This is a genomic window from Oricola indica (assembly GCF_965227485.1).
In the GTDB taxonomy this organism is placed as follows: Bacteria; Pseudomonadota; Alphaproteobacteria; order Rhizobiales; family Rhizobiaceae; genus Oricola; species Oricola indica.
The window spans coordinates 133,279-150,618 of record NZ_OZ245747.1 but is presented as its reverse complement, the minus strand read 5'-3'; the positions used below and the strand labels follow the sequence as shown (position 1 = coordinate 150,618).

Here is a 17,340-nt window from a genome sequence, read left to right as displayed (position 1 = left end):
GGAGAAGCCGGTAGGACAGTTCGGAAATGCATGCCGATTGCGCGGACCGGGGCTGAGGTCTCTCTTTGGTATCGCGAGCATGTGTCGTATGAACGATGCGCTTGCTTGCAATCACCAGAAAGGAGAGGCGCAAGAATGGTAGCTCTCGAAAGTCTAAAAACCCAGGACAGGCTTCTGGACCGCCAGGCGGCCAGCAGTATCCGCCGACAGATCGTTAGCGGCACGATGCCCCCTGGTCATCGTCTTCTGGAGACGGAATTGGCGCGGAACCTCGAAGTCAGCCGTGGCACGATCCGTTCCGCGCTGATGCAGCTGACCTCGGAGGGCCTTGTCTGCCAGGTAGCCTTCACGAAATGGGAAGTTGCGCCCGCATCGGTCCATGAAGCGTGGGAGCTCTACACGCTGCGCGCCGTACTGGAAGGTCTTGGCGCGCGTCTTGCTGCTGAACGCGCCACACCGGCGAGTCGTACCCAACTCGCGAAAGCCTTCAGCGAACTCGAGAAGGCCGCAAAAGCGGGAAACCGCGAGGCGATCGTCGATGCGGATTTCAATCTGCACCGGACCGTCATCGGTATGTCCGGCCATGGAAGGCTGATCCAGCAGCATGAGCGACTGATCCAGCAGGTCCGTTTCCAGATGACCCATATCGGGCTGACGGCGCGCGACTACCATCATCTTCTGGAGGACCATCGCGCTTTGAAGGATGCCGTCGCGAGCGGCGATGCCGACAAGGCCGAGCAACTCGCGCGAACCCATAACAGCGCCGAAGTGGAGCGCCTGCTTGCCGAGTCGGTCAAGGAGAAATCCGCAGCAGCAGGCCGGGATAGTCCCGGTTAGTTTCAACCAAGGGAGAATACGGTGAAACATAGCAAGCACAGCAAGACCAACATTTCACGCAGAACGCTTCTCGCCGCATCGGGCGCGGCCCTCGCGGCGCCGGCCTTCCTGTCCGGATCGGCCTTCGCTCAGGACAAGAAGGTGATCAGGATCTCGACGCCCAGCCCTGAGGCGGAGTGGCAGGCCAAAGGCCTGATGAAATTCAAGGAAATGGTCGAGGCGAATGCACCGACACTGGGCGTGGAAATCCATCTCAACGCCACTCTTTTCGATCAGGGCACCGAAATTCCCGCCATGCAACGCGGCAATCTCGAAGTCGGCATGATCTCGCCGCAGGATATCGCCGGCTACATCCCCGAATACTCCATCTTCACGGCCGGCTATCTGCTTCGCGATGCCGAGCACATGCACAAGGTCTTCGACGACAGCGATGTCGCCACGGAATATCGCGGCCGCGTGTCCAGTGAAATGGATGTCACGATCCTCAGCTCTCAGTATCTCGGCACGCGCCATGTCATCCTGCGCAAGGAGAAGGACGTGCAGACGCCCGCGGATCTCGCCGGCCTCAAGCTGCGCGTTCCGGGCTCCGACACCTGGCAGTTCCTCGGCAAGGCGCTTGGCGCAAACCCGACGCCGATTGCCTTCGACGAGGTGTATCTTGCCCTCTCCACCGGCACGGTCGACGGCCTGGAAAACCCGATCAGCGACATGATCGCCGCCAAATTCTATGAAGTCAGCGAACAGCTCGTGCTGACCGGCCACATGGTCGCGCCGCTCTTCTTCGCCATGTCCAATTCGTTCTGGAACGAACTGAGCGATGACGAAAAGGCCGTGGTCAGCGATGCGGCCAAGTCCCAGGCGGTCTTCGTCGACGAGGGCACGCTCGCCACGGAAGCGGACGGGACGAGCCTGCTCGAATCGAACGGGCTGAAAGTGACGACGCCGGACCTCGATGCATTCCGGAGCCATGTTCAGGGCGTTTATCTCGAAAGCGATTACGCCAAGGAGTGGCCGGAAGGCCTGCTCGAGCGGATCAACGCTCTCTAAGTCACCGACACTCGGGGAAACTCGGACAAGCCGCGGCCAAGGATGGCTGCGGCTTCACCTTCGCAATGGAGCAGGCTGAGTGGTAAAGACGGTCTGGGCACTGATATCCAAGCTGTGCGAGATATTCTGCGTTCTGGGGTTTGCCGCCCTTTTCATCGTTTTCGTGTTGCAGGTTTTCTTCCGCTACGTGCTGAACGATCCGCTGTCGTGGACACAGGAAGTTGCGGGCATTCTGTATGTCTGGATCGTCTGCGTCGGCGCGGCGTCGATCGTCAAGGAACGCGAGCACGTCTCCTTTGATCTCTTGTACCACGCGGCGCGTCCGGCCGTGCGACGGGTTCTCGCCCTGGTGGGGACAGGATTGATCCTCGTTGTTCTGCTCCTCTCGCTCTACGGAAACTACGACTACATCGTTTTCACCGGACGTCAGTCATCGCCGACGCTGCGATTGCCCATGACGGTCGTGTTCAGCGCGTTTGGTGTTTTCCTGGTGCTGCTGATCCTCAATTCCGCTTTCCGGATGATCCGCCTCGCACGTGACACCTGGGACAAGGAGCCCTGAGATGAGCGTCGCCGCCGCATTCATGCTGCTCCTCTTCGTGGTCGCCGGTGCGATCGGCATGCCGATCGGCTTTGCCATGATCGTCAGCGGATTCGCCTATCTTCTGGTCACAGGCAAGGACATCGGGCTGGTGGCCGCCCAGGGGATAAACGGCCTGTTTTCCTCGTTCATCCTTCTTGCCGTTCCGCTGTTCATATTCGCGGCCGAAGTCATGACCGTATCGAGCATCTCCACGCGATTGCTCAATTTCGTCGTTCTGATCGTCGGCCGGGTGCGCGGCGGGCTGGCCTATGTGAACATCATCGTCAGCATCATCTTTGCCGGCATGAGCGGCAGCGCGCTCGCCGACGCAGCGGGTCCCGGCAAGCTGATGATCGACATGATGACCCGCGACAACCGCTATCCGCGGGCCTTCGCCGGTGCGCTGACGGCGGCGTCGGCCACGATCGGTCCTATCATTCCGCCTTCCATTCCGATGGTGATCTACGGCGCCATTTCGGGGACATCGATCGGAGCGCTCTTTCTGGCCGGTATCGTACCGGGACTGCTTATGGGGTTGGTGCTTGCCGTGCAGTCCTTCTTCGTTGCGCGGCGCAAGAACTTCCCTGTCGAGGAGAGTTTCACGTTTTCCGAGGCGCGGGTGACCTCGATCCGGGCCGTGCCTCCTCTGATGCTGCCGGTTATCCTGTTGGGTGGCATCTATTCGGGCGCAGTGACACCGACCGAGGCGGCCGCGGTGGCGGCGCTTTATGCCATCATTCTCGCGTTCGTGTTCCGGGACATGACGTTTTCCGCCATGTGGCAAACACTGCTGGCTTCGGCGCGAGGCACCGCCATTGTCGCGATCACCGTCGTGGGCGCGCTTTTCTTCAATTATGTCGTCGCCGGTGAGCGCATTCCCGGAATGGTGGCCGAATGGATCGCCTCCATGTCGCTGTCTCCGATGGCGTTCCTGCTGGTGACAGCGCTCCTGTTCCTACTGCTCGGCGCGGTGTTCGATACTCTGCTGATGCTGTTGGTCATGGTGCCGATCCTGTTGCCTTCGGTCCATGCGCTGGGAATCGACCCGGTGCACTTCGGGGTCGTCGTGATCGTCAACATGATGATTGGCCTGATCACGCCGCCCTATGGGGAACTGCTGTTCCTGATCAGCGGCGTGTCCAAGATCCCGCTTGCCGAAATAATCAGGGAAATATGGGGCTTTATCGTCACCCTTCTGGTGGCGCTGTTGCTGATCATCCTTTTCCCGGATCTGGTGCTGTTCATTCCGAGGGCTGCTGGCTACTAGCGTGTAGGCAAACGAATACGCGACCAGAGCGTATTCGCGCCAAACCGATTGTTTCGCATCCTCGAGCGGTGGATGCGAATGATAGTCGCCGTTCACTCGACGCTGCGCGGGCCCCGTAAGGCCTCCTCGCGCCGAAACTGCCTATCCGGAGCGTGCCTGCAACGCGGCGATTTCGCGTACGCGCTCGGCATTGTCGGTCGCGACCGTGCCGTCGGCGTTCCACAGGCTGTTTTCGAATCCCACCCGCGCTTTCCCGCCGGCGGCGAAGGCGGCGGCAAGCGATGCCGTCTCGTTGCGGCCAAAGGCGCAGGCCGCCCAGTCGGCGGAAATATCCGCCATACGAAGCGCGTCGATGAACGGTTGGAGATCGCGCGGATCGCTTTCCTGGTCCTTCGCATAGCGGCCGAGGACGAAGAGCAACTGCAGGTTTTCGGCTGGCACGACGCCTTGCCCGATCAGGCCGGCGAGCCGGTCCAGTTCGTCGGGTCCGTAGACAATGTGCTGGACGGCGATCTGCGCTTCATGCGCCCAGGCGTAGAAACGGGCGGCCTCGCCGGTATCCGCATCGGGGATCATTTCGCGCAGGGCGACGGAGACCATGTCCGGCATCACGGCACGCACGACCGCGCGTTGTTCTTCCGGTGTGTAGCGGCCGACGGCTTCGGTGGTGATCTGTACCGCCATCTCCGGAACCTCTCGCGCCAGTTCCGTCACGAGTTCCCTGTAGAGACCGGCGTCGAGAACATGGTGCTGGCCGGCATTGCGAACATGGGCATGGATGCCGCCTGCTCCTGCCGCGAAACAGGCCTTCGCCGTCTCGATGATCTGGGGAATCTTGACCGGCAGGGCCGGGTGGTCGGCGGTGGTGCGCCGTGCGCCGTTGGGCGCGACCATGATCCTCGGCAGCGGTTGGACGCCCATCGTCAGAACACCGCGCGGATGGCGGTATCGAGCTTGCCCACGACCTCGTCGATTTGCGCATCCTCGATGATGAAGGGCGGCGCGAGAAGAACGTGATCGCCCTTGGCCCCGTCGATCGTGCCGCTCATCGGGTAGCAGATCAGTCCGGCCTCGAAGGCGTGTTTCTTGAGGGCCTTCGCGATGCCGCGTTTCGGATCGAAAGGCGCCTTGGTCTCACGGTCCTCGACGAACTCGAGCCCGAGGAAGAGACCGCGTCCCCTTATGTCGCCGACATTGGGATGTTGCCCGAAGGCGTTGTGCAACTCCGACGTCAGGCGGGTGCCCTGGTCGCGTACTTTCGAAAGGAGATCACGGCCGAGTATCGCCTTGATCACCGCGCGCGACGCCGAGGTCGCGACGGGATGGCCCATATAGGTGTGGCCGTGCTGGAAGAAGCCGGAGCCGGTGGCGATCGCATCATATATTTTTTCCGTGCACAGCATTGCGCCGATGGGCTGGTAGCCTGCGCCGAGTCCCTTGGCGATCGTGACGATATCGGGTGCGATACCCTCCTGTTCGCAGGCAAACAGCGTCCCCGTGCGGCCCATGCCGCACATGACCTCGTCGAGGATCAGGAGGATGCCGTATCGGTCGCAGATTTCGCGGATACGCTTGAAATAGCCCTCGACTGGCGGAACCGCGCCGGCCGTCGCGCCGACAACCGGTTCCGCGATGAAGGCGAGCACGGATTCCGGCCCGAGCCGTTCGATCTCGGCTTCCAGTTCATTGGCGACGCGCTGGCCGTAATCGAACGCGCTCTCGCCGTCCTCGCGGCCGCGATATTCGTAGCAGGGTGAAATATGCGAGGTCTCGACGAGCATCGGCGCGAACTGGCGCCGGCGCCATTCATTGCCCCCGGCAGCGAGCGCGCCGAGCGTGTTGCCGTGATAGGACTGCCTGCGTGCGATAACGCGGTAGCGGTCCTGCCCGATCTCGAGAAAGTACTGCCGCGCCAGCTTGATTGCCGCCTCGACGGCCTCGGAGCCGCCGGAGACGAGGTAGACGCGGTCGATCCCTTCCGGCGCATGCTGGACAAGAAGGTCGGCGAGATCTTCGGCCGGTTCGGAGGTGAAGAAGCCGGTATGGGCGAAGGCGATGCGATCGACCTGCTGCTTGATGGCGGCGGTGACGTCCGGGTCGGAGTGGCCAAGGCAGGAAACCGCCGCGCCGCCGGATCCGTCGAAATAGCGTTTGCCGTTCGTGTCGACGATGTAGCAGCCGTCACCCCGCGCGGCCACGGGTAGCGAACCCGCGGTCGAGCGGCCGAAAATATGCGATGTCATGTAGGCCATCCCCTGAGACCGATCCGGCAGGCAGTTCCGCCGATCAGATGCAAGGCGGCGGATGCGCCGAAATTGGGGCCGAAATGCGTGCGCGAAGACGTCATTGCCGCTTACTCGCGGACGATCATCACCGATGCCGCCGTGTGGCGCGCGACATGATCGGCGTTCGGCCCGATCAGCAGGTCGGCGAGCTCCGGCCGGTGCGACGCCATGACGATCAGATCGCAGCCATTTTTTTCCGCGGCGCGGACGATCTCGCGATAGACCTGACCGGCGGCGACATGCTCGGTTACCTCGACGCCCGCCAGTTCGCGCCCGACCAGATCGGAGAGCTTTTCGGCGGCCTGGCGCGCCATCGTCGTTTCGTAGTCGTCGGGGAAATACTGCGCCACCATCGCATCGCGAATGTCCTGGACGACGGTGATGACGTGCAGTTTGGCGCCGAATGTTTCGGCCATCTTCACTGCGACCGGAATGGACTTTTTCCATGAGCTTTCATGGGAAAGGTCGATCGGCAACATGATTGCTTTGTACATCTCGGTGTTCCTTCTCTAGGCCGTCGCTTCCTGTTCCCGCTTCGGCGGCGCGGGCGCACGCCGTCGTTGCGCCCACACGACAAGCGCCAGAAGCAGCAAGGCCGGAATGTAGATCAGGTACTTCGTCGGCGGGTTCGCCGGCTTGAGCACGCGCATGATTTCCTGATCCCAGTCGAGCCCGACTTTCTGGGCGGCGGAATCGAACGCGACATCGTCGATGATCGTCTTGCCGTCGCGATCGACCAGCGTCAGGCCGGCGGCCTCCAGACGTTCCTCGCCTGTCGCACCGTCCGGAAGCTCGAGGAGCACGACCCATTCGCGTACGTCGCCCACCGCATCCATGCCGGATATGCGCAGACGCAGGCTCTCGCCGGACGGCACCTCTCCGGCCGCAGCCGCGATCTCGGCAGGCGGCACCTCCTCATAGGGCGGGAAGGCCATGTCCATCCAGAAACCGGGCCGGAAGAAGGTGAAGGCGAGCAGCAGCAGCGCGGCGGTCTCCCAGATCCTGTTGCGCGCCAGGAACCAGCCCTGGGTTCCTGCCGCAAACAGCAGCATGGCCACCGTCGCGATGATGAAGACGAATATTCCGTGGATCCAGTCTACGTCGATCAGCAGCAGGTCGGTGTTGAAGATGAAAAGGAAGGGCAATGCCGCCGTTCTCAGCGAATAGAAGAAGGCGACGAAACCTGTCTTGATCGGGTCGCCGCCCGAAACGGCCGCCGCCGCAAACGAGGCAAGTCCCACGGGCGGTGTCACGTCGGCCATGATGCCGAAATAGAAGACGAACAGGTGCACGGCGATCAGCGGCACCAGCAGGCCGTTCTCCTGGCCGAGCGTCACGATAACCGGCGCCAGCAGCGCGGAAACGACGATGTAGTTCGCCGTGGTCGGCAGGCCCATGCCCAGGATCAGCGACAGGATGGCCGTCAGGAACAGGATCGCCAGCAGGTTGCCGCCGGAAAGCACCTCGACGACATCGGCGAGCGCCGAGCCGACGCCGGTCTGCGACACCGCGCCGACGATTATGCCGGCCGTCGCGGTCGCTATGCCGATGCCGATCATGTTGCGGGCGCCCGAGATCAGGCCGTCGATCAGTTCGTCCCAGCCGCGCTTGAGAGCCGCGCCCATGTCGCTCTCGCCGCGGAAAATCGCGAAGAGCGGACGCTGGGTCAAAAGGATGAAGATCATGAAGGCCGACGCCCAGAAGGCGGACAGGCCGGGCGAAAGGCGCTCGACCATGAGCGCCCAGACGAGAACGATCACCGGCAGGATGAAATGCAGGCCCGACTTGATCGTCGGCCCGGGCAGCGGCAGCGAGGTCACCGGCGCATTCGGGTCGTCCATCTTGGGTTCGGGATACCGCGAACCGAAGGCGACCAGCGCGACATAAGCTGCGGTCAGGACGGCGAAAATGACATAGGGCGCGCCGGCACCGAAGGTCGGTCGGATCCAGCCCATGCCGTAATAGACGGCGAAGGAGATTGCGCACAGTACGAGCACACCGAAGACGAAGCCGACGAGCCGGCGCATGATCGGGCCGGGCTGATAGGCGCGCGGGAGGCCTTCCATGCCGGCCTTCGCGGCTTCCAGGTGAACGATATAGACCAGTGCGATGTAGGAGATCAGCGCCGGCAGGAAGGCGTGCTTGACCACATCGAAATAGGGAATGCCGACATATTCGACCATCAGGAACGCCGCGGCGCCCATGACCGGCGGCATGATCTGTCCGTTGACCGATGAAGCGACCTCGACCGCGCCGGCCTTTTCCGAGGAGAAACCGACCTTTTTCATCAGCGGAATGGTGAAGGTGCCGGTGGTCACGACATTGGCGATGGAGGAACCGGAGATCAGCCCCGTCATGGCCGAGGACACGACGGCGGCCTTGGCCGGGCCGCCCTTCATGTGGCCCATCAGCGAGAAGGCGACCTGGATGAAGTAGTTGCCCGCGCCCGCCTTGTCGAGCAGGGCTCCGAACAGGACGAACAGGAAGACGAAGGAGGTCGACACGCCGAGCGCGATGCCGAACACGCCTTCCGTCGTGATCCAGTGGTGGTTGATGATTTCGCGCAGATTGTTGCCCTTGTGCGCGATGATCTCGGGCATCCACGGGCCGAGCACCGTGTAGAGCAGGAACACCGAGGCGACGATGACAAGCGCCGGGCCGAGCGAACGCCGCGCGGCCTCCAGCAACAGCAGCAGACCGGCGATCGAGACCACGTAGTCGATGAAGATCGGCTGGCCGACGCGGTCGGCGAGGTCGCGATAGAACAGGAAGATATAAGCGGCACAGAAACCGCCGGCGATCGCCATGGCCCATTCGTGGATGGCGACGCGGTCGTTTCGGGTCGGAAGCGCGCAGGCACCGGCGACGACGATGGTCACCAGCAACACCACCCAGACCGGAAAGATATCGCCTGCCGAAAGGGCGAGAAGCCCGCCGAGTACGAGCGGAACGATGACCCCGAGCGCCGTCTGGACGGCGGTATGGGCGGGGGGGAACGCCAGGAACGCCAGGACGACGGCAAAGGCAAGGTGGATGGACCGGGCTTCGGTATCGTTGAAGACGCCAAAACCGAACGCGAAGGGCAGCGGCGAGGCGAACCACAACTGGAACAGCGACCAGACGAGGGCGATACCGGCGATAAGGCGTCCTATAAACGGTCCGGCCGAGCGGCCTCCCGTATCGGCCTGCGAGACGAGTTCATCGATCTCCGCCTGTGTCAGTCCCTCATGTTCACGCGATTGCGCCGTATCCGTCATGTTCGATCATCCCCGATCACGCCGCATATTGCGGCTATAGTCCGCCCCCGAAAAAAGAACCCCGCGGGCGAAAGCCCGCGGGGTCACCAAGGCTTACATCCAGCCCTGTTCCTTGTAGTATTTCGCAGCGCCGTCATGGAGCGGTGCGGAGAGGCCGGCGGAAATCATGTCCTCCGGCTTCAGGTTCTCGAAGGCCGGGTGAAGTTTCTTGAAGCGGTCGAAATTGTCGAACACCGCCTTGACCACCTGGTAGATGACATCCTCGGGAACATCCGAGGAGGAGACGAAGGTCGCCTTCACGCCGAAGGTCGTCGTGTCTTCGTCGTTACCCTTGTACATGCCGCCCGGAATGGTCGCCCATGCATAGTAGGGATTGTCTTCGACCAGCTTGGCGATCGCATCGCCATCGACATTGACGAGCGTGGCGTCGGTAGTGGTGGTCGCTTCCTGGATCGCACCGGCCGGGTGGCCGACGGTGTAGATCATGGCGTCGATCTTGTTGTCGCCGAGAGCGCCGGCCTGTTCGGCGGCCTTGAGTTCGGACGCGAGCGCGAAGTCGTCGAGCGACCAGCCCTTGGCGTCCATCACGACGTCCATGGTCGCGCGCTGGCCCGAACCCGGATTGCCGATATTGACGCGCTTGCCTTTCAGGTCGTCGAAGTTCTTCACGCCGGCATCGGCGCGGGCAACGACAGTGAAGGGCTCGCCATGCACGGAGAAGACCGCGCGCAGCTTGTCGAACTTGTCGCCTTCGAACTGCGAGGAGCCGTTATAGGCATGGAACTGCCAGTCCGACTGTGCGACGCCCATCTGGCGGTCGCCGTTCTTGATGGCGTTGATGTTGTCGATGGATCCGCCGGTCGAAGGCGCCGTGCACTTGATGTTGTGCTCCGCCGTTCCGCGGTTCACCAGCCGGCAGATCGACTGGCCGACGACGTAGTACACGCCGGTCTGTCCGCCAGTGCCGATTGTGATGAAGGTTTCCTCGGCAACCGCGGACTGGGCTCCGAGGGCCAGAGCGCCTGCGGCGATCGTGCGAAGTAACAATTTCATGGCTTTCTCCCTTTGCATGAAACGATCAGGATTGCGCGAACGTCCCGAGAAAGCAACTTCCGCCTTTTCTTTTGGTTTCTTCAAGGGAAAAGCAAAGCAATTTCAATTGGTTGTGATTTTGGTTCGGACGTGAAACACGGCCGCTCAAAGCGCAACGGTGAGCCGCATGGCACGCACGACGTGAACGATACCGCCCGTTGCCCCGATGGTGGTCAGCCTGCCGCAAATTTCTTCCGGCAGATTTCCAGGATCTGTTCTCTCAGCCACACATGGGCCGCCGAACGGTGGGTGCTGCGGTTCCACATCATCCGGATATCCAGCTTCGGCAGGTGGATCGGAGGATGGAAGGTCACCAGGTCGAAGCGCTGGGTGAACAGCGTCGCGAGTTTCTCCGGCATGGTTGCGATGAAGTCGCTTTCCTCAAGCAGGAACGGTACGCCCAGGAAGTCCGGCTTCGAAATCGTCACGCGCCGCGCGAAGCCCTCGCGCGCAAGCGCTTCGTCGAGGACGGCGCGGTACATCGACGCCTGCCCGGGCTCGATGGCCACGTGGTCCAGCTTGCAGAAGATGTCGAGATCCATCGTCTTGGCGAGCGCCGGGTGGCCTTTGCGCGTGACGCACACCATCTGGTCGGTGAAGACGCTTCGCGTCACCAGGTCGCCGGGCGGGCTTGGGAAATAGGACACCGTCAGGTCGACATGGCCCTCGCCGAAGGCGCGGCCGAGGCGAAACGGGTCGGGCCCGACGATCTTGAGTTCGATGCCCGGCGCGATTTCCCGAAACCGCCGGTGCAGCGTGGGCACCAGGATGGCGTCGATATAATCGGTCAGGATGAGCGTGAACGATCGGTCGGATCGGTCGGGCCGGAAATGGCTCCCGTGCTCCAGCAGGTCTTCCATGTCCTTGATCATGTCGCGGATGCGCGGGCGCAAATCCTCGGCGGCATCGGTCAGGGAGTGGCTGTTTCCGTTGCGGATCAGCAGCGGGTCGTCGAACATTGCGCGCAGCCGTTTCAAGAGCATGCTCATGGCGGGCTGGCTGATGCCCAGCCGGTCGGCGGCCTGGCTGACATGGCGTTCGCTCAGCAGGACGTTCAGCGCTTTCAGGTCTTTAAGGCTGTAATTACGGTCCATTCCCGGCCCAGCATTATTCGATTTTGTAATAAACGATATCATTCCTAGTGCATTGTGGGGCGTGAAATCCAGACGTTATCGTATCTCTTTATAGCGACCGGGCGTAATGCGATCCGGCGCAACAGCGCACAAGGAGGAGACGATAATGGCGTTGAAGACGATCAGAGTGCCGCGCGAGGAAATGCGCAAACGGGTTGCACTTTTCTCCGAGATCAAGGGTTTCGACGGCGGCCTGCCGGACAGCAACCACCCGTCGGCAAAGCGCACCCTCTATAATGTGGTCGGCTTCCAGCCGCCGGAGCGCGACTCGGGCGCTGTAACCTCGCCGGTCGGCGACGACGCGGCCAAGAACGCCGCCATCAAGATCTCCGAAGGCTTCAATCTGGGCTACTGCAAGGCGAAACCCGGCTGCGGCCCGATGATGCACAATCACGACACCAACGAAACCTTCATTCCCATGACCGGCAAATGGCGCTGCTCCTGGGAAGTCGACGGCAAGGTCGAGGCGTTCGAACTCGGGCCGCACGACGTCATCTCCTTTCCCGCCGGCGTTCAGCGCCGCTTCGAGAACATCACCTTCGACGAACCCGAAGACGAGCACCTGCTGATGTTCGTGATCGGTGGCAACGGCCCCAAGGCCGAGTTCTCGCCGGAAGCGATGGAAGAACTGCGCGAAAAAGGGCTGGTCACCTGACCATGCAACACGACCAGCACGCAGCGCTGAAGGACGCGGTCGCGAGTTTTCGGGACCGTTACCCGCTGGTGGACGGATTGGACGGCGCGCCTTTCAAGGTTCGCCGCCAAGACGGCCGGCAAGGCCGGCCCATCGTGCTGATGCCGGGTGCGAGCGGTACCGCGGAATTCTTCAGCCTCGTGGTGGAGCCGCTTCGTGAACTCGGGCTCGACCCGATCACGATCGACTATGCGGGCACCGTCGCGCCCGGCCGTCTGGCGTCCGCCTTGGCGGATTTCGTCAAGGCAGCCGAACTCGAGGCGCCGGTCATACTGGGTTGCTCCTACAGCGCCTGGTGGATGCAGCTTCTTCCCGCGGAGTTCGCGCAAGAGGCGACGCTGATCTTTAGCAACGGCTTCGTGGAAGTCGCTGACCTTTTGCCGAATCCCTTGTTCGATGCGGCGATCATCGACGCAACGCCTGCTGACGAATTGCAGGTACAGTGGCTGGAAAGGGCGCAGGGACAACAGGGACCTTTGGCCTATCTGCTTTGCCAGGCGATGAGCGCCTGGCTTCCGGCGGAAGACCTGAAGGGCCGGCTGTTGCATGTGGCCCGATCTGAGGCATTACCGCGACAGGCACCTTCTGGCAGGGCCGCGATCATCGATTGCGAAGACGACGCGCTGGTCGGCGCAATGGCAAGAACGCGTTTCCGGACTGCGTGGTCCGGGGCGCCACACATCGAAATCGGCGGCGGGCATTATCCCTACGTCAATAATCCGGATGGTTTTGTCCGGGCAGTCAGCGCGCTTTTGGAGTAAGGCGCGTTCAGGGTTCAGGGAGGAACACAATGAACTTCAAATCCACACTCTCCGCTATTCTCGGCGGCTGTGTCTGTGCGCTGGCGGTCGGCGCGGCCCATGCAGACACGTTCCTGTTGCGCATGGGCGGCGGTCACACGACGGCACTGACCTATGTCGCAACCTATGACGGCTTCTTCCAGGAGGAAGTCACGAAACGGGTGAAAGAGGAAACCGGTCACACGATCCGCTTCATCACGGCCTGGGGCGGCAGCGTCGCCAAGGTCGATGGCGCCATCGAGGCAGTCCAGAAGGGGACGCTCGACATCGGCCTCTCCCCGATCGGTTTCGAGCAGTCGCGCGCCGCGCTTCTGAACTATTCCGCAATGGTGCCGTTCACCACCGCGGATCCGGTCCTCCAGGGTCGTGTCGCGACGCGGATGCTCAATGAAGTGCCCGCTTTGCAGGAAAGCATGGAGCCCTACGGCGCCCATATCCTGTCGATGATGGTCACAGAGGCCTACGGACTGGCGACGAATTTCGACTGGACCACGATCGACGAACTGAAAGGTCGCCGCATCGCGATGGCCGGCACCAATGCGCCGCTCTTCCTGCCGATCGGCGCGGTACCGGTCAATCTGGGCATTGGCGAGCACTACCAGGCGATGCAGACGGGCCTCGCCGAGGGAAGCCTGTTCTTCATCTCCGGCATGGAGGCGTTCCGCCTCAAGGAAGTCTCTTCAACTTTCACACGGACCGGTTTCGGATCGCTCGCGACCTTCGTTGCCTTCATGAATGAGAAGACCCGCGCCAAGCTGCCCGAAGACGTCGTTGCCATTATCGACGAGGTTGCCGGGGAAGCGGCCCTCATCATCGCCGAGAAAAGCGCGGAACGCGACAAGGCAGTCGCCGAAAAGCTTGAGAGCGAAGGCATCATCGTTCGCGACCTCGCTCCCGAGGAGCGCGAGAAATGGGCGCGGTCGGTCGCGGGTCTTCCGGCGAACTCGGTCGATGGCCTGAAGGATCGTGACTATCCCACCGTGGATGTGCTCAAGACCTACATTCGCATTCTCGGCGAGGAAGGATATACCTTCCCGACGAACTACCAATTCTGATCATCGCGTGACGGCGGGAAGGCCCGGCCTTCCCGCCTCCAGCCAGAGTGCGAAATCATGAACAGACCTGTCGAGTGGATCTGCAGCCTCTTCGCGGATCTCGGAGCGATCCTCGTATTCGTCGCCGGCGCGCTCATCGTCGTAGACGTCGTCCTGAGAATGGTGTTCGGCTCTCCCTTCGCGGGTACCGCCGACCTCGTTGCGATTGCCCTCGTGCTCGTGACATTCCTTCAGGCCGGCAAAGCCCTCCTGCAGGGCCGGTTGCTGCAAATCACCTTGCTCCTCGACAAGCTGCCCTTGAAACTGCAGCAGGCCGCCATGGTCGCGGCGAATATCGTCGGAGCCGGTCTCTTCATCGGCCTCGCCTATATCTCGATCGAGCCGATCAGGCAGTCGATCGAGAACCATGAATTCTTCGGCACCGATGCGTTTCGGGTCACTGCGTGGCCGATCCGCATCAGCGTGGCCGTGTTGTGGGTCGTGCTCGGCATCGCCTTTCTCGTCAAGGCGTTCGACCGTCGCCGGGAGCTACCTCAATGATCGAACTTTCCGCAATCGTCGCGCTCGGCCTGATCTTCGGTCTCGCCCTGCTCGGCGTCCATATCGCGCTTGCCTTCGTCATCGGCTCTACAGCCGGCCTCTTCATGCTGTTCGGCGACTGGAGCATCACGCTCGGCATCCTCGAACAGACGGCTTTCGAAGGCCTTCGCGACTACAATCTCATGGTGATTCCGCTCTTTGCGGTCATGGGGCTGATCATCGCGCGATCCGGGGCGGCGCATGACCTGTTCGCCGCCGCCAATGGAACCTTGCGCATGGTGCCGGCGCGCCTCGCCGTCGCGACTGTCGCCGGCAACGCGTTTTTTGCTGCCGTCACCGGCGTCGGCGTGGCGGCCGCGGCGACGTTCAGCCAGATTGCCTATCCGCCGATGAAAAAGCACGGGTACCGCCGGGATTTCGCGGCCGGGTGCATCGCCGGGTCGTCCGTATTGGGCCTTCTGATACCGCCCTCCGTCTTCATGATCGTCTGGGCGATTCTGACCGAACAGTCGATCGGACGGCTCTTCGCGGGTGGTCTCCTGCCTGGCATATTGCTGGCGTCGCTCTTCGGCTTCTACTGCGTGATCCGTGCGCTCGTTACACCCGCCGTCATCGCCGGCGACGCGGAGGCAGGCGGTAGCCCCGACCTCGAGCGGCCGGACCCCGTCGGCATCCTCGGCGTGACCGCGATCGTGATCCTGACGCTTGGCGGCATCTGGGGCGGTTTCTTCACGCCGACGGAGGGCAGCGCGGTCGGCCTGATGGGTGCCGTGGTGCTCGGATTCGTCAAGAAGATGAGCATCCGGGAAATCTGGGATGCGGCCCGTGAGGCCGGAATGGTGGTGACGCCGATCCTGCTGCTGCTTCTCGGCGCGGCCATGTATTCGAAACTGCTGGCCCTTGCCGGAATCCCGCAGCTTGTCGGCACCTTCTTCGACGCGATGCAACTCGGACCGGCGGGCATCATCCTGGTGATGTGCGCCATCTGGCTGCTGCTTGGCTGTTTCGTCGACAGCATCTCGATCATGCTGCTGACGGTGCCGCTCTTCTGGCCCGTCGCGCAGGCGACCGGCATCGACCCGATCGTCTTCGCGCTGGTCGGCATCCTCGTGATCGAGGCCGGCGTGCTCACGCCTCCCTTCGGGATCGGCGCGTTCGTGGTCCTGTCCGCGATACCGGACAGGGATCTGAGGCTGACGGAAGTTTTCGTCGGGCTCGCACCCTACTGGATCATGATCCTGATCGTCGCGCTCGCGGTCTATTGCATCCCGTCGCTGGCGACATTCGTTCCGTCCCTCATGTAGCGGGGATATTCCCCCGCTACTGCCTGTCCCAGGCACGGCTGCCGAGCGACAGGGCAAGCCGGAAACCGACGACGTTGCTGCGGATGTCGAGCGCCTCGTCCGGGCCCTGCACCATGTCGACCTGCGGATCGTAGCCGAAGGTCAGCCGTTGTGACGCACGCATGGAGACATGCAGGTGTTCGTAGTCGCCGCCGCGCGCAATGAAGAGCTGGCAGCGGTTCCGGCGCACCGGCGAGCCGTCGGTCGGAGCGTCCTCGTAGCCTGGGCTCCAGCAATCTTCCAGCATCTCCTGAGCGTTGCCGGCCATGTCGTAGAGCCCCCACGGATTGGGCCGGTAACTGCCGACCTCAGCCGTCCATTCCGGCTGCACGGCCTCCGCGCAGGGCGCGGCCGCCCCGGCCTGGTAGCCCGATGCCTTGTCGGCGAAATTGGCGTAGCCGCAGGCATGGTCGAGGTCATCGCCCCAGAAGGCCACGGTGTCGGTACCTGCGCGCATCGCATATTCCCATTCCGCCTCGGTCGGCAGCCGGTATGCGCGCCCGGTCTTCTCGCGCAGCCACTCGATATAGGCCGTGACCTCCTTGCGCGAAACGCACACTGCCGGCTGGCGCTGCGTAACGGGCAAGCCCGGCTGGGCGTATGAGCCATCGGTGATGTAGACGAAATAGGGCCCGTAGATTTCCTTGCTGGACTCAGGATGACGGGTACCTTCGAACTTGCCTTCCTGCGGTCCGCTTTCGATCAGGCGCACGCCGCATGTCCCGCCGACCGATGCGCCCGTTTCGCGAACATAGGCGTCGAACTCGGCGACCGTGACTTCGTAGCGCCCGATCGCGAAGGGATATTCGATCGTCACCGAATGGCGTGGCTGCTCCTCCGGGACGAAGCCGATAAAGGGATGTTCCTGCTCCGTGTCGGTCGCGCCCATGGCGAAGGTGCCTGGCGGGATTTCGACCATTTCCGGACATTGCTCGCAATCGCGGAAGACAGTGCCCGCGGTAACCTCCGGCTGCGGTTCCGGCGCCTTCGGTTCTGCCTTCGCGGCGGCGCGTCCGAGCAATACGTCGATCTGCCCGTCCGACAGCGTACCGGTCGCCGGCTGGCCGATCGACTCCTGGTAGGCGCGGATCGCGGCTTCCGTCTTCGGCCCGAAAATCCCGTCCGGCGTTCCGACCGGGAAGCCTTTGTCGTTGAGGTTTTGCTGGATCGCCTGGCGCAATTCGGGCGTATCCGCGCCGGCGGCGCCCGCCGGGGTGATGCACGCGGAAAGCGCGCAGAAAATCATGGTGAAAAGGATTGCTGAAAAGCGGTCTGGACGCATCGAATATTCCCGTCATTGAGAGGGTACGAGACCACTTCGCGTTTCGGCAATTCCGAAACGCCCTGTCCTCGCGAACATGGCCCGAGTGTCCCTTTTTTCGGAAGTTTCCGATTGAACAGCGCCCC

The 17,340-nt window shown here is 62.5% G+C and carries 16 protein-coding genes; 9 read left to right on the top strand and 7 right to left on the bottom strand.

What is annotated here, in order from left to right:
* Nucleotides 1-135: 135 nt before the first annotated feature.
* From ACQK2M_RS00800 to ACQK2M_RS00785, 4 genes are all read left to right on the top strand, one after another.
* Nucleotides 136-837 (top strand): GntR family transcriptional regulator, encoded by a 702-nt coding sequence (locus ACQK2M_RS00800; protein ID WP_425416212.1) that lies wholly within the window; start codon nucleotides 136-138, stop codon nucleotides 835-837.
* 21 nt (nucleotides 838-858) lie between these two features.
* On the top strand, nucleotides 859-1,884 hold the full coding sequence (dctP, locus tag ACQK2M_RS00795) for a TRAP transporter substrate-binding protein DctP (RefSeq protein WP_425416211.1): 1,026 nt from the start codon (nucleotides 859-861) through the stop codon (nucleotides 1,882-1,884).
* A 79-nt stretch (nucleotides 1,885-1,963) separates the two neighbouring features.
* A complete protein-coding gene (locus tag ACQK2M_RS00790; protein ID WP_425416210.1) occupies nucleotides 1,964-2,446 on the top strand; it encodes a TRAP transporter small permease in 483 nt (160 codons plus the stop codon).
* Between the two features lies 1 nt (nucleotide 2,447).
* Nucleotides 2,448-3,734 carry a TRAP transporter large permease gene (locus ACQK2M_RS00785; RefSeq protein WP_425416209.1) on the top strand — a complete coding sequence of 429 codons (1,287 nt, stop codon included), beginning with the start codon at nucleotides 2,448-2,450 and terminating at the stop codon, nucleotides 3,732-3,734.
* Nucleotides 3,735-3,875: 141 nt separating this feature from the next.
* Here the strand turns inward: ACQK2M_RS00785 and ACQK2M_RS00780 are convergent, their stop codons facing one another.
* The 6 genes from ACQK2M_RS00780 to ACQK2M_RS00755 form a co-directional block, all read right to left on the bottom strand.
* Nucleotides 3,876-4,655: a 3-keto-5-aminohexanoate cleavage protein gene (locus ACQK2M_RS00780; protein WP_425416208.1), complete on the bottom strand. Its 780-nt coding sequence runs from the start codon at nucleotides 4,653-4,655 to the stop codon at nucleotides 3,876-3,878.
* A 2-nt stretch (nucleotides 4,656-4,657) separates the two neighbouring features.
* Nucleotides 4,658-5,977: an aspartate aminotransferase family protein gene (locus ACQK2M_RS00775; RefSeq protein ID WP_425416207.1), complete on the bottom strand. Its 1,320-nt coding sequence runs from the start codon at nucleotides 5,975-5,977 to the stop codon at nucleotides 4,658-4,660.
* 110 nt (nucleotides 5,978-6,087) lie between these two features.
* A complete protein-coding gene (locus ACQK2M_RS00770) occupies nucleotides 6,088-6,513 on the bottom strand; it encodes a universal stress protein (protein ID WP_425416206.1) in 426 nt (141 codons plus the stop codon).
* A 15-nt stretch (nucleotides 6,514-6,528) separates the two neighbouring features.
* A complete protein-coding gene (locus ACQK2M_RS00765) occupies nucleotides 6,529-9,276 on the bottom strand; it encodes a TRAP transporter permease (RefSeq protein WP_425416205.1) in 2,748 nt (915 codons plus the stop codon).
* A 93-nt stretch (nucleotides 9,277-9,369) separates the two neighbouring features.
* The gene (locus ACQK2M_RS00760) at nucleotides 9,370-10,329 is read right to left on the bottom strand and encodes a TAXI family TRAP transporter solute-binding subunit (protein WP_223478981.1); all 960 of its coding nucleotides are present in this window, start codon (nucleotides 10,327-10,329) and stop codon (nucleotides 9,370-9,372) included.
* A 212-nt stretch (nucleotides 10,330-10,541) separates the two neighbouring features.
* Entirely contained in the window at nucleotides 10,542-11,462 is a 921-nt protein-coding gene (locus ACQK2M_RS00755) for a LysR family transcriptional regulator (protein WP_425416204.1), read from the bottom strand.
* 145 nt (nucleotides 11,463-11,607) lie between these two features.
* Here ACQK2M_RS00755 and ACQK2M_RS00750 point away from each other — a divergent pair, with 145 nt between their 5' ends.
* The 5 genes from ACQK2M_RS00750 to ACQK2M_RS00730 are packed head-to-tail and all read left to right on the top strand — an operon-like array spanning nucleotide 11,608 to nucleotide 15,894.
* Nucleotides 11,608-12,156, top strand: coding sequence for a hypothetical protein (locus tag ACQK2M_RS00750; RefSeq protein ID WP_425416203.1), 549 nt, complete (start codon nucleotides 11,608-11,610; stop codon nucleotides 12,154-12,156).
* Between the two features lie 2 nt (nucleotides 12,157-12,158).
* On the top strand, nucleotides 12,159-12,956 hold the full coding sequence (locus tag ACQK2M_RS00745) for an alpha/beta fold hydrolase (RefSeq protein ID WP_425416202.1): 798 nt from the start codon (nucleotides 12,159-12,161) through the stop codon (nucleotides 12,954-12,956).
* A 29-nt stretch (nucleotides 12,957-12,985) separates the two neighbouring features.
* Nucleotides 12,986-14,050, top strand: coding sequence for a TRAP transporter substrate-binding protein DctP (gene dctP / locus ACQK2M_RS00740; RefSeq protein WP_425416201.1), 1,065 nt, complete (start codon nucleotides 12,986-12,988; stop codon nucleotides 14,048-14,050).
* Between the two features lie 57 nt (nucleotides 14,051-14,107).
* The gene (locus tag ACQK2M_RS00735; RefSeq protein ID WP_223478976.1) at nucleotides 14,108-14,590 is read left to right on the top strand and encodes a TRAP transporter small permease; all 483 of its coding nucleotides are present in this window, start codon (nucleotides 14,108-14,110) and stop codon (nucleotides 14,588-14,590) included.
* The gene (locus tag ACQK2M_RS00730) at nucleotides 14,587-15,894 is read left to right on the top strand and encodes a TRAP transporter large permease (RefSeq protein WP_425416200.1); all 1,308 of its coding nucleotides are present in this window, start codon (nucleotides 14,587-14,589) and stop codon (nucleotides 15,892-15,894) included. The genes ACQK2M_RS00735 and ACQK2M_RS00730 overlap by 4 nt, the downstream gene beginning before the upstream one ends.
* Before the next feature lie 16 nt (nucleotides 15,895-15,910).
* On the opposite strand, the gene ACQK2M_RS00725 is transcribed toward ACQK2M_RS00730, so the two are convergent.
* Nucleotides 15,911-17,215 carry an SUMF1/EgtB/PvdO family nonheme iron enzyme gene (locus ACQK2M_RS00725; RefSeq protein WP_425416199.1) on the bottom strand — a complete coding sequence of 435 codons (1,305 nt, stop codon included), beginning with the start codon at nucleotides 17,213-17,215 and terminating at the stop codon, nucleotides 15,911-15,913.
* Nucleotides 17,216-17,340: the final 125 nt, after the last annotated feature.